This window comes from Chelatococcus sp. CO-6 (assembly GCF_001271345.1).
Lineage (GTDB): Bacteria > Pseudomonadota > Alphaproteobacteria > Rhizobiales > Beijerinckiaceae > Chelatococcus_A > Chelatococcus_A caeni.
This window is the reverse complement of sequence record NZ_CP012398.1, coordinates 14,857-28,102: the sequence shown is the minus strand read 5'-3', so window position 1 is coordinate 28,102 and position 13,246 is coordinate 14,857. Positions and strand designations below refer to the sequence as shown.

16 protein-coding genes are annotated in these 13,246 nt (G+C 65.6%); 12 read left to right on the top strand and 4 right to left on the bottom strand.

Translation table 11 applies throughout. The features are described from left to right. The first annotated feature begins 38 nt into the window (after positions 1–38). A complete protein-coding gene (locus AL346_RS00160) occupies positions 39–557 on the top strand; it encodes a helix-turn-helix domain-containing protein (RefSeq protein ID WP_156332650.1) in 519 nt (172 codons plus the stop codon). 42 nt (positions 558–599) lie between these two features. Next, on the top strand, positions 600–965 hold the full coding sequence (locus tag AL346_RS00155) for a hypothetical protein (RefSeq protein ID WP_019403010.1): 366 nt from the start codon (positions 600–602) through the stop codon (positions 963–965). 202 nt (positions 966–1,167) lie between these two features. Here AL346_RS00155 and AL346_RS00150 read toward each other — a convergent pair whose 3' ends face one another. The 4 genes from AL346_RS00150 to AL346_RS00135 all read right to left on the bottom strand — a co-directional run bounded on the left by AL346_RS00150 (position 1,168) and on the right by AL346_RS00135 (position 3,204). Then, positions 1,168–1,539 carry a hypothetical protein gene (locus tag AL346_RS00150; protein WP_040404837.1) on the bottom strand — a complete coding sequence of 124 codons (372 nt, stop codon included), beginning with the start codon at positions 1,537–1,539 and terminating at the stop codon, positions 1,168–1,170. Position 1,540: 1 nt separating this feature from the next. Then, the gene (locus AL346_RS00145; protein ID WP_019403013.1) at positions 1,541–1,858 is read right to left on the bottom strand and encodes a hypothetical protein; all 318 of its coding nucleotides are present in this window, start codon (positions 1,856–1,858) and stop codon (positions 1,541–1,543) included. 69 nt (positions 1,859–1,927) lie between these two features. Then, positions 1,928–2,260 (bottom strand): hypothetical protein, encoded by a 333-nt coding sequence (locus AL346_RS00140; protein ID WP_019403014.1) that lies wholly within the window; start codon positions 2,258–2,260, stop codon positions 1,928–1,930. An 86-nt stretch (positions 2,261–2,346) separates the two neighbouring features. Then, positions 2,347–3,204 (bottom strand): DUF932 domain-containing protein, encoded by an 858-nt coding sequence (locus AL346_RS00135; RefSeq protein ID WP_053193094.1) that lies wholly within the window; start codon positions 3,202–3,204, stop codon positions 2,347–2,349. A gap of 205 nt (positions 3,205–3,409) precedes the next feature. On the opposite strand from AL346_RS00135, the gene AL346_RS00130 reads away from it, so the two are divergent. From AL346_RS00130 to AL346_RS00090, 10 genes are all read left to right on the top strand, one after another. Then, positions 3,410–3,886: a terminase small subunit gene (locus AL346_RS00130; RefSeq protein ID WP_082312375.1), complete on the top strand. Its 477-nt coding sequence runs from the start codon at positions 3,410–3,412 to the stop codon at positions 3,884–3,886. 294 nt (positions 3,887–4,180) lie between these two features. Next, positions 4,181–4,507: a hypothetical protein gene (locus AL346_RS00125; RefSeq protein WP_019403017.1), complete on the top strand. Its 327-nt coding sequence runs from the start codon at positions 4,181–4,183 to the stop codon at positions 4,505–4,507. Positions 4,508–4,560: 53 nt separating this feature from the next. Then, complete coding sequence (locus AL346_RS00120) at positions 4,561–4,731, top strand: hypothetical protein (protein ID WP_156332649.1); 171 nt, start codon at positions 4,561–4,563, stop codon at positions 4,729–4,731. Positions 4,732–4,844: 113 nt separating this feature from the next. Then, positions 4,845–4,976, top strand: coding sequence for a hypothetical protein (locus AL346_RS25770; RefSeq protein ID WP_019403019.1), 132 nt, complete (start codon positions 4,845–4,847; stop codon positions 4,974–4,976). Positions 4,977–5,082: 106 nt separating this feature from the next. Beyond that, positions 5,083–6,558: a phage tail protein gene (locus AL346_RS00115; RefSeq protein ID WP_019403020.1), complete on the top strand. Its 1,476-nt coding sequence runs from the start codon at positions 5,083–5,085 to the stop codon at positions 6,556–6,558. 1 nt (position 6,559) lies between these two features. Further along, complete coding sequence (locus AL346_RS00110; RefSeq protein WP_026015282.1) at positions 6,560–8,026, top strand: hypothetical protein; 1,467 nt, start codon at positions 6,560–6,562, stop codon at positions 8,024–8,026. Between the two features lie 5 nt (positions 8,027–8,031). Next, the gene (locus AL346_RS00105) at positions 8,032–8,328 is read left to right on the top strand and encodes a DUF1515 domain-containing protein (RefSeq protein ID WP_019403021.1); all 297 of its coding nucleotides are present in this window, start codon (positions 8,032–8,034) and stop codon (positions 8,326–8,328) included. Further along, positions 8,325–9,962, top strand: a complete 1,638-nt coding sequence (terL, locus tag AL346_RS00100) for a phage terminase large subunit (RefSeq protein WP_019403022.1) — start codon at positions 8,325–8,327, stop codon at positions 9,960–9,962. The genes AL346_RS00105 and terL overlap by 4 nt, the downstream gene beginning before the upstream one ends. A gap of 3 nt (positions 9,963–9,965) precedes the next feature. Continuing rightward, positions 9,966–12,110, top strand: coding sequence for a hypothetical protein (locus tag AL346_RS00095; protein ID WP_019403023.1), 2,145 nt, complete (start codon positions 9,966–9,968; stop codon positions 12,108–12,110). Positions 12,111–12,177: 67 nt separating this feature from the next. After that, entirely contained in the window at positions 12,178–13,230 is a 1,053-nt protein-coding gene (locus tag AL346_RS00090) for a hypothetical protein (protein WP_019403024.1), read from the top strand. The last annotated feature ends 16 nt before the right edge of the window (positions 13,231–13,246 follow it).

The following is a 13,246-nucleotide window of genomic DNA, read 5'->3' as shown; positions in this document are numbered from 1 at the left end:
CGTCGCCGAGACGGGGAGACAGGCGGAGGTTTGCGGGGGTGGCCAGAAGACGCAAAGCGTGGTGGCTCGACCTGGTTGCACTCGACCCGACACCGGTTGGCCTCGACACCTGGAGGCCGCCGATGCGGCGAGGCGACAAGCACACCCCGACCGCGATCGAGCGCATGAAGCGGGCGCAGCGTGCGCGGTGGCGTCGGGAGAAGCTGGAGCAGCGGCGCGCGGCGAAAGAGCGACGCCGGCAGCGCGGGAAGGCGCGGACGACGAGGCCGGTCGTCACGCTGGAGATGAAGATCGCGGCGAGACTCGAGCCGGGGCGGCGTTATTCGCAGCCGGAGGTTATCGAGGCGACAGGGCTCAAGCGGGGCTCGGTGGTCATGCGGCTCAAGACGATGCGCGAGCGCGGACTGTTGGAGCGGGAGCGTAATCCGGCCTGGAGGCCGCACGTCTACGTGAAGGGGTTGCCCATCAGCGTGCAGGCGAAGCGCGCGCCCGAATGGCTATACCGGCTGACGCCGGCCGGCGAGGAACTGCACGAGGCCGCCCGGCTTGTGATCTGAGGGTCGGTTGCGGTATCTCTTCGGCGGGCGGAGGGCTCGACGATGAGGATTGCGATTGTCGCGTGCGCCGTGCTCGTCGGCGGTTGCGTGTCGGCGCAGCAGACCAAACCGGTTTGGTTCGACATGAAGCCGGGCGGCGTGCGCAGGAGCATCGATCAAAACGAGATGGATCTCGCGGCATGCCGGTTTGCGGCGCAGTCGGCGATGCAGGGAAGGGCGCCGTTTGTGCCGTCGACGGCCGGCGGCGTGCGAGCCGGGACGTCGGATCTCATCGGCGCGATGAGCATGCCGGAGGCGCCGTCGATCCCCGATTGCATGCTGGCGAAGGGATGGCGCTACCTTGGCCAGGCGTCGAGCGAGCAAGAGGCCGACAGGCTCGTTGAGCAGTACCAGACAGGCAGGAGGTGAAACCCCGCGGGCGGGGCTTCACATGAAGGCGGCCGATATCCAGACGGCCAGGATGGCGGCACCGGCAGCGGCGCGCAGGGCGGATGCGAGCAGGGCGATCATTCGAGCCATCCCATCCATTGAGCGAAGAAGCCGATTGCCAGCACGACGGATAGCGCCAGCATGGGCGAGGCGGCGATGAGGGCGCCGAACTGATATTCGTTCATGCCCTGGTGCTCCCTTGCAGGATGGCGCGGCCCGCGTTGGTGATGCAGAAGCGCCGGGGCTGACAGCGGCGGGCGAGTCCCTTGGCGACGAGGCGCCCGCAGGTTTGGACGTCGTAAGGTTCGCTCGCCTCGGCATGCCCTGCCGACGCCATGCGCGCGAGCCAGCGGAGCTGACGCGGGCCGACGTGGCGGTTGTTTTCGAGGACGGCCAGGAAGTCGATAGCTTCGAAGACGTCGAGGCGCCCAATCTCTTCGCCGGAGGCGAGCGAGAAGAGCACGCGCCGGCCATCGTTCGCGGTGCGGTCGTCGCGCCGATGCCCAAAGCCGAGCCGCTCCAAGCGCCGGCTGATAGTCTCATTCGCGGCCATGTCAGCGGCCCTCCAAACGGGCGATGATCTCAGCAGCGCGCATGAACGAGTTGGCGTTCTGCGGCATGCCGTACATGAGCGAGCCGGCAGCGAGCGTCTTGAGCGCTTCGAGCACCTCGGCTCGTGTCGGCTCAGGACAGCCGGGCGCGGTACCGGCCGCTTCGGCCTCGGCGATGAGGGCGCGAAGGGTTCCTAGCGTGCCGTCGTCGTGCGTGCCCTGGCAGGCGTTCGACAGCGACTCCTCGGCAACGCGAAGGGCTATCAGCATGCGACGCTCGCGCGTCGTCAGCGGTGGATTGGTGAGGTACATCGAGGACATGGCGGGTTCTCCTGGTGTCGGGCAACGGCGCCCGCTCATGCCGGCGGCGCGCGCCGGCATTGGCTGGCGTCATGCGGTGAGGCCGGCGGCGCGCTTTTGGTCGTCGGACAGCCAGCAGCCGCGCCGGTTCAGTTCGTCGAGCGCTTCGGCTTGTTCCGGCCCGCGGCACCACACGGCGCGCGAGATGACGGCGTAGGTCTCGACCGATCGGACAGGGGCGAGTTGCGGTTTCGGCCCGTGCCAGCCGAGGAAGCGGCCAGACACGCGGCACAACAGGGCGATGCGCCATTTGCGGCAGCCTTTCGGCTTGGCGGGCACGTACCAACGCGCGGCGTCTTCGCGTTCCATCGTGAGGGCGACGGACTCGGCTGCGGCCTGGGAGGTGTAGAGCGTGGCGGGCATTGCGGGACTCCTGGCAGGGTTGGGGTGATTGGGATTGCGCAACTCGCGCAGGTCGGGGCGAGCGAAAGCCCGCCCCGTGCGCTTGCTCAGGCGGCTTTGCGCAGCTCAGCCATGCGTTCGGCGAGAACCCACAGCGCTTTGTTGAGCTTGACGTCTTGATCGATGCCGTTGACGGCTCGCGTCGAGACGCGGCGGGGGCGATTGTTGGCGTCGCGGGCGATGCCGCGCAGCCCGCCACGAATGACGTTCTCCTGCACGACGTTGAACGTCATCCAAAGGTCGCTCTTGTTCGCGTCGTCATAGCGACGCGGCAGCAGGAGCTTTTCGGGCTGGATCGGCGTGTTGATCTCGCCTTCGGCATCGGCGAAGCGCAGGACATGCGCGGCCTCGGCGAAGGCCTGGCGCTCCGGCGGGGAAAGCTGGAGCTGCGACCACTCGACGGGCGCTTCGAGTGTCTTTTCGGCCTCGCCAAGCACGCGATAGGTGCCCTCGATTACCTTTGACGTGACGTCGCCCGAATGACGAACCTTCACGCTGTCAATCGTGCTCGTCTGAGCGACGAGGCTATTCAGGCAACGGATACGGAAGAGGCCTGCCATAAGGTCATAGGCCGACGTGCCGTCGTTCGCGTTCTTGAGCAAGATTTCGCAAACCGTGTCGCCGACCTGATAGCGCCGGCCGTCATCCATCCGGCGCAGGCGGATAAGGTGCTTGGTGAAATCGCGCTTTGATACGTCACGCGAGCGCGATTGCTTGGCGCCGACAGGCAAGAAACCTTCCTTAGCGAGCCCGCGCAGCACTTCGATGGTGGGAATCGGCTTGAAGCGCTCAGAGCGGCTTTCGTGCGCCGTGGTCGCGAAGATGGAAGGCGCGAGCCGGAAAAGCTCGTCTTCCGTGAGAGCGCGGCCGGTATCGAAGCGGGCGGTTTGGGCATAGACAGTCATGATCGGACTCCTTGGCGGGTTGAGTGCGGAGCGCTTGTTGCGTTCTGCAAAATTACGATATGTGCGACTCGCGACATGAGTCAATCGCTTTTTGCGTGTTTTGCGCGTTTGTCGTCTTTCGCATGTTGCGACAATCGGCTAGAGCTGCTATATCCTTGCGCAAACGCAAGCAAAATGGGGCGATCTTGTGCGCAGCATTGCGAAAATGCAATTGACAGAGAAGCAGCGAATCTTTGTCGAGCGTGTGGGCGCTGGGGACACGCCGCAAGCTGCTGCCAAAATGGCAGGGTATTCCAGCCACCAGCAAGAAGGATGGCGGAATCTGCAATCTCCAGTCGTGCAAATTGCGCTGCGCCAGGAGATGCAGCGGCGCCTAGCCGTGGCCGCGCCGTTGGCGCTCAAGGTGCTCGTCGATATCCTCGAAAGCCCTAAGGCGCAGCACCGCGACAAGGTAGCCGCTGCGAAAACCGTGCTCGACCGGGCCGGATTCATCGCGCCGGCCGCCACAAAGCCCACAAACAGCGACGACAAGCCGTTGCATGAGGCATCCACGGCCGAGCTTCGCGAACGTGCCGAGAGGCTGGCGCGCGAGCTAGCGGAGCGCGCGACGCCAGTGCTGGAAGGGGTTAGCGTGCCAGTTTCGCCAACGGATGACGATCAAGTCATTGATATGCTTAGGTAGTTCGAGCCTATGACAGGCGGCAACCACCGCAGGGGAGGGCCGTACACCCCCCGGCGGGGGGCCGGCGCGCGGAGTCCGAAATGCGCAGGGCTTTTCGGCTAATTTGCAGGTAGGCAAAAATCACGCGGCGCGAGTTGCGCTTGACAAATCGCGCAACTTCCTACAGCATTCGCGTCATGGTGCGGTGGATGGGTTGCGCCGCTTGGGGCTAGTGGCAGGTCTCAATGCTCCCCATCCCGAAAGCCACCCCGAGGGCCGCACCTCCCCGTTCCCCACCCCCGAGGATCCCCACCCATGGACGCCGAAATCAAAGCCCGTTGGCTCGAAGCGCTCCGCTCCGGCCGCTACAAGCAGGGCAAATACCGACTGCGCACGCACGACGACCAGTTTTGCTGCCTCGGCGTGCTCTGCGACCTGGTCGAACCGGAGAGGTGGATTCCGGCGGAGGATGGGGGAGAACCCGTCTACGCTCATGGGCACAGCCACTTCATCGGCTTCCCTGCCCTCGACATGCTCGGTGGGGGCGGCCTCAGCTCCGGCACCGCATCCACACTCATCAAACTGAACGATGCCGGCGCTTCCTTCCCCGAGATCGCCGACTACATCGAGGCGAACCTCTGATGCGCCGGCTTCGCCGCCTCCCGCCTCGGCCGCCGGAGCCGCCGGAAGGCTTCGTGACGCTCACCGCCCGGTTGGTCGACGCGGAGCGGTTCGCCAGAGTCAAGCAGGACATCATGGCGAAATACGACGCGCTCCCCCGGCACATTCGCGACCTCTTGAAAGATCCCGAGGGCCTCTACTACGGCACCGGATTGACAAAACGCGCAACTCGCAACACGATGTGAACTAATCGAACGCCCCGGCAGCGTTTCAGGACTTTGCGCCGCCGGGCATTGAGGCCACCCGCTCAGTCAGGCGGGGAATAGGGCGGGTGGCCTCCTCCACAAGAGGTTTTGCGATGGCCGAGCCTTACGCAATCCTGCTCGCCGGACTGGTCCAAATCGCCATTGAGGCGCTCAAAGTCTTCGGCATCGGCCTCCTGGGAGGCGCCGGTTTCTGGCTTGCGGCGCGGCTACTGCGCACCTCTTGATTTTGCAACTCGCAACGTGATAGTTTCGGCCCGTTCCGGGCTGTAAGGCCGCCTCGCCAGCGGCATCCGAATGGCTTCACGACTGCTGTCGTGGATGAGGGCCAGGATGCCGCAGCCGCAAAAATACTTCCCCTCGTTCAGCTTCACGAATTTCTCGACGCTCAGTCCGACGAAGCAACAGCCGGGCCAGCAGCTCGACGCGCAGTTCAACGCGCTCAAGCTCACGACTGACGAGATCATCACGAACCTGGGGCTCATCCAGCGCGACGACGGCTTGCTGGCCAATCGCACGGTCGGCCGCGAGCAGCTCCGCGAGGACATCACGCTCGGCTTCAACGCGCCTTCGCCGTGGGAGCCGAACACGGTCTACACCGACTTCGACACGGTCTTCTACGACAGCAAGTTCTACGAGGCGCGCGCCACCCACACCTCGGGTGAGGTGTTCGACCCGGCGCAGTGGAACCTCATCGCCGACTTCACCGTCGCGACCGCCGAGGCGCAGGCCTGGGCGGATAAAGCGCAGGAATGGGCCGAGAAGACGGACGGCCCGGTCGAGCCCGGCCAGTTCTCGGCGAAATATTGGGCGACCTCGCCTGATGTGGCGACGGTGGCCGGGAACATCGCCGCTGTTCAGACGGTGGCCGATAACATCCAGGCGGTCATCGACGTCCCCGACAATATCGAGTTGGCGGCCTTCTACGCCGTGCGGGCGCAGGAATGGGCCGAGAAGACGGACGGCCCGGTCGAGCCCGGCCAGTTCTCGGCGAAGTATTGGGCAGGCGTCGCGAACGAGGTCGCGATCCCCAACGGCAGCATCACTGCGGTCAAGCTGGCCAACAGCGCCGTCACCGAAACCAAACTTGCCAACAGCGCCGTCACCGAGGCGAAGCTAGCCGATAACGCGGTCTCGGCGCGGACGCTGGCCACCGGCGCGGCGACGCGGCCCAAAATCGCCAACGACGCGATCGACGCCGCGAAGATCGACGCCGCTGCGTCCGCGGCGATCCTCGACAAGCTCATTCCAGCCGGCGTCATCTGGCCGTTCGGCTTGCCCGAAAACGAGATCCCGGCTGGCTGGATCGCGCCTTACGGCCAGCAGATCACCACCGCGTATCCGGTCCTGCGCCAGAAGCTGCTCGACGCCGGCTCGCCCTACGGGACGGCCGGCGGCAACCCGCTGGCGCCGGATTATCGCGGCCGTGTCCTCGTCGGCAGGGACAACATGGGCGGCGTCACCGCCGGCCGCATCACGGCGGCCGGCTCGGGCATCGACGGGACGGTCCTTGGTGCCGCGGGCGGCGCGCAGAACGTCACGCTGAGCGAAGCGCAGATGCCGGTGCACAATCACACGGCGAGTTCGGTTGTGAACGATCCGGGGCACTCTCACTCGGATGTTCGCACCGACTATTGGGGCGTCGCGAACGGGATCGTCGGGGGCTCGACGCCTCCCTACACGGGGTCCGGCGGCTCGGCGTTCACCGGCATCACAGTGACGACCACCATCCAGAACAAGGGCGGCGGCCAGGCGCACCCGAACGTGCAGCCGGCGGCGATCGTCAACGTCATCATGAAGGCGCACTAGAATGCCGTACCCGCAGCCCTACGAGCCGGATTACAGCTTCTTCGGGTTCCAGAACGCGAACCCGCAGAGCCCGTTGCCGGGTGACAGGCTCGACGCGCAGCTTGAGGACGTCGCGTTCTCGCTGGAGCAGGTGATTGCGTTCCTGCAAGGGTTCACGACGGCCGAGGGCAAGCTCGCGCCCGGCAGCGTCGGCCCCGACCAGCTCGCCCCGTCCATCAGCCTGTCGTTCGAGCCGCCGGCCCCGTGGCAGCCGAACACGACCTACACGACGCGCTCGACGGTCTTCTACGCCAACGACTTCTACATCGCGAAGAAGGACCACGTGTCGGGGGCGGTATTCGACCCGAGCAATTGGAACCTCCTGGCGGACTTTTCGCAGATCCTTGTCGGGGCTGAAGCGGCGAAGGTCGCGGCCGAAGCGGCGGCCGTGTCGGCCGCAGGCTCGGCGAGCGCCGCCGGAGGCTCCGCTACCGCCGCAGCAACAGCGGCCAGCAACGCAGGCAACAGCGCGACGGCGGCAGCGGCATCGGAATCGGCCGCCGCCACCTCGGAGACCAACGCTGCCGCCAGTGCGGCGACGGCGTCGGACGCTGCGGCAGTGGCGCAGACGGCCGCCGTGCAGGCGTCGGACGCGGCAACGGCGGCGGCCACATCGGCAGTCGTCGCGGAGCAATGGGCGGAGGCGGCGCAGGAGGGTGCGCTGCCGGACGGCAGTGTGACGACGGCGAAGCTGGCGCTCGGGGCTGTCGACAGCGACCGGCTTGCGGATGGCAGCGTGACAACGGCGAAGCTGGCGATGGAATCTGTCGACAGCGACAGGCTCGGGAACGGGAGCGTCACCGCAAGCAAGCTGGCGCTCGGCGCCGTTGGCAACGGGCAGCTCGCCGACATGGCCGAGGGCACGATCAAGGCGCGTGCTGCCGGGGGCGATTCCGGTCCCCCGCAGGATCTGTCGGTCTCCGACGTGCTGAACATGATCGGCACGACCCACGGGGATCTCATTTTCCGGGGGGAGCATGGTTGGGAGAGGCTCGCGCCGGGCGGCGTGGGGCAGGTCCTGGCGACATTCGGCGAAGGTGGCAATCCGGCGTGGATCGACCCGCCTTCCGGCGGCGGGAAGCTCGACGGCGTCGGCAACATTGACGTCATCACCGGCGGGACAACGCTCCTGCGTCCTCAAAGCGACGACCAGTTCCTCCGCATTCGCGCGCTCGAAGGCTTCGGGGGCTTCCCCTACACCCACAACTTCGACCTCGAAACCGGCGTCGCTGAGGAAGGCGACTTTTTCTTTATTCACCTGACGCTCAACTCCGGCGAGGACACCGCCACGGTGAACTTCCGCAACGGCACCGGCGGCGCGGTGCTTTGGGGTGTGACGTATTCCGGCTCGATCGCCCGGTACTCGCTTTGCGTCGTCTACGACGGCGCCGCCTGGCGCGTGGCCTGGGTGATCCAAAGTCTGGCGTGAGGCACATGAACCAGCTCGACGAAATCTCCCGCGCCATCGGCGAACTCTCGGCCAAAGTGTCGGGAGTTGAGAAAACGGTTGCGCGCATCGACGGCAAGATCGGCGACGTGGTGGAGCGTGTCGTCAAGGTCGAGAGCACTGTCAGCGAGCACGAGGAGCGCATCGACGGCGCCGAGGCGGTGGCCAAGCGCGTAGAGCGCTACGAGCAGCGCGCCGTGGGAGGCGTGGCGCTCATGACCCTCGCTGCCGGCGGTTTGGGCGCGATGGCCTGGGCCAAGATTCGGGAGTGGCTCGGGGTATGAGCGACGACTTCCGCATCAAGGAGCAGCTCCTCAAGGCGACGCGCCGCGAGATTGCAATTCGCGAGGGACGCGACGACCTGCTCCGTTACATGCAGCTTACGATGCCGGACCCGGAAGATCCCGAGGACGCCGACCGGAGCGCGTATATCGTCACGCCGCAAGCGCGAATGCTCTGCCAGATCGTCGAGAAGGTCTACGCAGGGGAGATCCCGCGCGCGGCCGTCTCCATCGGCCCGCAGCTCGGCAAGTCGCAGATCCTCACGCGTGCCGGTCCCGCGTGGATGAGCGGCAAGAACCCCCGCATGAACGTGATGGTGGGGGCCTACAACCAGGACTTCGCCAACGACTTCGGCAACGACGTCAAGACGATCGTCGAGAGCCCGGTGCACAGCCAGGTCTTTCCCGGCTACGGCCTCCTGAAATCGGCAGTCGACCAGCTCATCACGCACCGCGGGGGCAAGCTGTCATTCGTCGGCGTCGGCGGTTCCGGCACCGGTAAGCCGGCCGACCTTTTCATCGTCGACGATCCTATTCGCAACGACGACGACGCGCAGTCGGAGACCTACCGCGAGAAGGTCTGGAAATGGTTCACGAGCGTGGCATTCTCGCGTGCCCGGACGGGCTTCCGCACCATCGTCGTGCACACCCGCTGGCACGAGGACGACCTCATCGGCCGGCTGTGCGACCCCGACCACCCCGAGCGCAACAAGCGCTTCAAGGGGATCGCCGACAACTGGAAGTACTACAACCTGCCGGCGGTCGTCGATGACCCCAAGCTCGCCAACGCGCTCGGCCTGACGCTGGAGCCGCAGTCGGACAAGCTCATCGTGTCGATGTTCGGCACGAAGCCGATTGCCGCGCTCGCGCCGGAAATGAAAGACCTGCGCCTGCTTGCCGAGGCGAAGAATCTCGACTCGCGCACCTTCGGCGCCCTCTACATGGGCAAGCCGGCGCCCGAGGATGGTGATTATTTTAAGGAGGCGGACCTCGTCCCCTATTACAGCGAGGACGAGCTGCCGCTGGTGCTTGAGATCTTCGGCGCGTCCGACCATGCCGTGTCCGAGAAGCAGCGCGCCGACTACACGGTGCTCGGCTGCGTCGGTGTAGACTCGAGGGGCGATATTTGGGTGCTCCCCGACCTCGTTTGGGAGCGCATGGAGACCGACGACACCGTCGAGGCCCTCCTCAACCTCTTCAAGACGCGCAAGCCGTTGCTCTGGTGGATGGAGAGCGACCTCATCTCGAAGTCGTTCGGGCCGTTCCTCTACAAGCGCATGGAGGAAGAGAACCTATACTGCACCATCGACCCGGTGACGGTCTCTCAGGACAAGCGCAAGAGGGCGCGCGCCATCCAGGGCCTCATGCGCCGGAAGAAGGTGCATTTCCCCGCCTTCGCAAGCTGGTGGCCGCAGGCCAAGCAGCAGCTCCTCAAGTTCCCTTACGCCACCCACGACGATTTCGTCGACTGGCTGGCGCACATCGGGCTCGGCCGCGTCAAGGAGACCGAGCCGAGCGAAGCCCGCAAGGCCGCCAACTCCAACGAGCCCCCAAGCGGCTCCATTGCGTGGGTGCTGCGGCAAACCGAACAGGCCGAGCGCGCGGCGAAACGCCGTGCCGCGACGGCGGGATGGTAGCGTATGGACGATTTCGCCGAAACCGTATGGCTCGACAAGACCGAGGAGGGGAGCCAGTACGGCTCTACCCCGGTCAAAGTGCCGGATGACGCCGAGAAGGCTGCGCCGGCTCAGCTCGCGCTCATTGAGCAGTGGATCGAGCGCGTCAAGCACGCCAAGCGCTATTTCGAAAAAGACTTCGAGCGCATGGACAAGTGCGAGCAGCTCGCTACGGACGGTGCCGACCAGGAGTGGATCGCCGGCAACAACTACACCGTGCCGGTGACGAACCGCCACATCAACCTGGCGGTGGCAGCGCTCTACGCACGCAATCCCACCATCGTGGCCAAGCGCCGGAAGCGGCTCCAGTTCGCGCTGTGGGATGGGGACCCCGAGTCGCTCGTCGCCGCGATGCAGGCGGCGCAGGGCGGCATCGACCCGACGACGGGCATGGTCCAGATCCCCGACCCGAACGCGATCGCGCTCATTCAGGAAGTGCAGCAGGCGAAGCAGTACAACCAGATGGTCGAGCGCATGGGGAAGACCATGGAGATCCTCTCCATGTATTTCTTCAACGAGCAGACGCACGGCTACAAGGAGGAGTTCAAGCAGCTCGTCCGTCGTGCGAAGACGACCGGCGTCGGCTACGTGAAGCTCGGGTTCCAGCGCATCCTCCAGAAGCGGCCCGACGTCGTCGGCAAGATCCAGGACATCACCGACGAGATGGCCGCCATCGACGCGGCCATGCAGGACGCAGCCGAGGGTAAGCTGGAGGCCGATTCCGCGCGGCTCGGCGAGCTGGAGACCATGCTCCAGGCGCTCCAGCAGGAGCCCGACCTTATTGTGCGGGAGGGGCCGGTCTTCGACTTCCCCCGCTCGAAAGAGATCATCATCGACCCGAAGTGCCGGAACCTGCGCACGCTTGCCGGCGCCCGGTGGCTGGCGCACGAGTTCGAGATGACGCCGGAGGAGATCAAGGAGACCTACGGCATCGACGTCGGCACGGCGTACACCTCGTATGACCCCGCCGGGAACGGCATCAACATCGACTCCACCGCCGGCAAGGACTGCCGAGGCGTGGCGAAGGTGTGGGAGGTGCAGGACAGCCGGACGCAAACCGTTTTCACCATCTGCGACGGCTATCCGAACTGGCTCAAGGCGCCGGCACCGCCGGATGTGAAGATCGACCGCTTCTTCACCGTGTTCCCGTTGGTGTTCAACCAGGTCGAGAACTCGAAGAAGCTCTATCCGCCGTCCGACGTGTGGCTGATGCGCCATCCGCAGCAGGAATACAACCGGGCGCGGCAGGGGCTCCGCGAGCATCGGCAGGCGAACCGGCCGAAATATGCGGTGGCCAAGGGCAAGTTCGAGGAGACGGATCTCCAGAAGCTGGAGAACCATCCGTCGAGCGCCATCCTGGCGCTCAAGGGTCTCGGCATCAACGACAAGGTCGAGAATTACATCCAGCGCATTCCGTTGGTGAGCATCGACCCGAGCCAATACGAGGTCGAAGGCGTCTTCTCCGACATCCTGCGCGTCGTCGGCTCGCAGGAGGCGAATTTCGGAGCTACGCAGCGGGACGTCACCGCGACGCAGTCGTCGATCGCCGAGCAGAGCAGGACGGCGACCATTGCCGACTACGTCGACGACCTCGACGATATGCTGACGCAGCTTTCCCGCGGCCTCGGGCAGCTCATGCTCTTGGAGATGAGCAAGGAGAAGGTCGTCGAGATCGTGGGGCCGGGGGCCGTGTGGCCGGAGCAGATGCTCACGCGCGAGCAGGTCGTGCAAGACCTCTTCCTCGACATCCAGGCAGGCTCTTCCGGTCGGCCGAACCAGGCCGCCGAGCTGGCGAAGTGGGAACGTGCGACGCCGCTCCTCATCCAGATTCCTGGCATCGGGCCGAAGCCGATCGCGCGCAAGCTGTCCGAGCTGCTCGATATCGATCTCGACGAGCTGTACATCGAGGGCCTGCCGTCCATCATGGCGCTCAACGCGATGGCCGGAAAGCAGGCGCAGCCGGGCACCGGCGACCCCGCAAACGACCCGAACGCGCAGGGCGACCAGGGCGCGCAGAACGCGAGAAGGCCGCCGCAGAACGAGCCGGGACCGCAGCCGGCCTACCCGGCGCCGGCCTCCGGGCTTGCACCAATGCAAAATGCGGCTTGACCTGAGCTGCTAGTTTTGCGAAAAAGCAAAGAGCGCAAAACGCGCAACTCTCGCAAGGAGTGACCGTATGCCGGGTTCGTCGCCGGAAGATTTCGACCGTATGCCGGGTTCGTCGCCGGCCGAGGAGCCGGCCACGGCGCCGGTGTCTGGTGAAGGCGGAAACGACGCGGGTTCGCCGACCGCAGCAGCCGAGGACGGTAAGTCCCTTCTGGATGTTCTTGAGGGCGTCCTGGGGACCGGGAAGTCGTCCACCCCGGAAGGTGGTGAGGGCTCGGAACCCGAGGCCGAGCCGGCGGCCGAAGCGAAGGAAGGCGCGCAGCCATCCGACGACGAGGACGACGGTGCAGACCTTGGGCCTGTGACCGAGGAAGAACTCGCCAAGTATCACTCGAAGACGCGCAGGCGTATTCGCGGGCTTGTTCAGAACGTCGAGGCGCTCGGCCAAGAGGTGGAAACCCTCAAGCCGCACGCCGAGATCGGGCAGAAGCTCTCCGCGTATATGGAGACCACGGGTCTCGACCAGAACGACGTCAATCTCGCGATGGGTATTGCGAACCTCATTCGCAACGACCCGGAGAAGGCGCTCGGAGCACTGGTCCCGATCGTCCAGCACTTGCAGCAGAACCTCGGGTTCGTCATCCCGCAGGATCTCCAGCAGCAGGTGCAGCAGGGCCTCCTTACCGAGGAGCACGCCGCGGAGCTGGCGCGCACCAGGGCACGGGAGCGGATTGCGACTGAGAGGGCTGCACGCTCGACCGAAGCGGTAGTCCGCCAGAATCAGGCGCACCAGACCGAGAGGCTGACGGAAGCGATCACGGGTGCTGCGAAGGCGTGGGAAGCCAACTGGTCCAAGACCGACCCTGACTATGGGTTGAAGCAGGGCCGCGTGCGCGAGCTGATCGAACTCGACCTTTATCGGAACGGGCCGCCGGGTTCGCCCCAAGACGCTGTTTCCCGCCTGGAAAGGGTGAAGAAGCAGGTCGAGGAAGAACTCAAGAGGTTCGCCCCTCCGAGGCGAGAGATCAAGCACGTGACTGGCCAGGCTTCGAGTGGCGCAGCGCCGAAGCCCAAGTCCTTTGAGGAAGCCGTCGATTTGGTTCTCGGGCAAGGGATCGGTTGAGCGCCTTCGGTGAAGG

Excerpts from the sequence above, each read along its gene's own strand:
- AL346_RS00155 (WP_019403010.1), top strand. The coding sequence starts at position 600 with ATGAGGATTGCGATTGTCGCGTGCGCCGTGCTCGTCGGCGGTTGCGTG.
- AL346_RS00150 (WP_040404837.1), bottom strand. The coding sequence starts at position 1,539 with ATGGCCGCGAATGAGACTATCAGCCGGCGCTTGGAGCGGCTCGGCTTT.
- AL346_RS00145 (WP_019403013.1), bottom strand. The coding sequence starts at position 1,858 with ATGTCCTCGATGTACCTCACCAATCCACCGCTGACGACGCGCGAGCGT.
- AL346_RS00140 (WP_019403014.1), bottom strand. The coding sequence starts at position 2,260 with ATGCCCGCCACGCTCTACACCTCCCAGGCCGCAGCCGAGTCCGTCGCC.
- AL346_RS00135 (WP_053193094.1), bottom strand. The coding sequence starts at position 3,204 with ATGACTGTCTATGCCCAAACCGCCCGCTTCGATACCGGCCGCGCTCTC.
- AL346_RS00130 (WP_082312375.1), top strand. The coding sequence starts at position 3,410 with ATGCAATTGACAGAGAAGCAGCGAATCTTTGTCGAGCGTGTGGGCGCT.
- AL346_RS00125 (WP_019403017.1), top strand. The coding sequence starts at position 4,181 with ATGGACGCCGAAATCAAAGCCCGTTGGCTCGAAGCGCTCCGCTCCGGC.
- AL346_RS25770 (WP_019403019.1), top strand. The coding sequence starts at position 4,845 with ATGGCCGAGCCTTACGCAATCCTGCTCGCCGGACTGGTCCAAATCGCC.
- AL346_RS00115 (WP_019403020.1), top strand. The coding sequence starts at position 5,083 with ATGCCGCAGCCGCAAAAATACTTCCCCTCGTTCAGCTTCACGAATTTC.
- AL346_RS00110 (WP_026015282.1), top strand. The coding sequence starts at position 6,560 with ATGCCGTACCCGCAGCCCTACGAGCCGGATTACAGCTTCTTCGGGTTC.
- AL346_RS00105 (WP_019403021.1), top strand. The coding sequence starts at position 8,032 with ATGAACCAGCTCGACGAAATCTCCCGCGCCATCGGCGAACTCTCGGCC.
- terL (WP_019403022.1), top strand. The coding sequence starts at position 8,325 with ATGAGCGACGACTTCCGCATCAAGGAGCAGCTCCTCAAGGCGACGCGC.
- AL346_RS00095 (WP_019403023.1), top strand. The coding sequence starts at position 9,966 with ATGGACGATTTCGCCGAAACCGTATGGCTCGACAAGACCGAGGAGGGG.
- AL346_RS00090 (WP_019403024.1), top strand. The coding sequence starts at position 12,178 with ATGCCGGGTTCGTCGCCGGAAGATTTCGACCGTATGCCGGGTTCGTCG.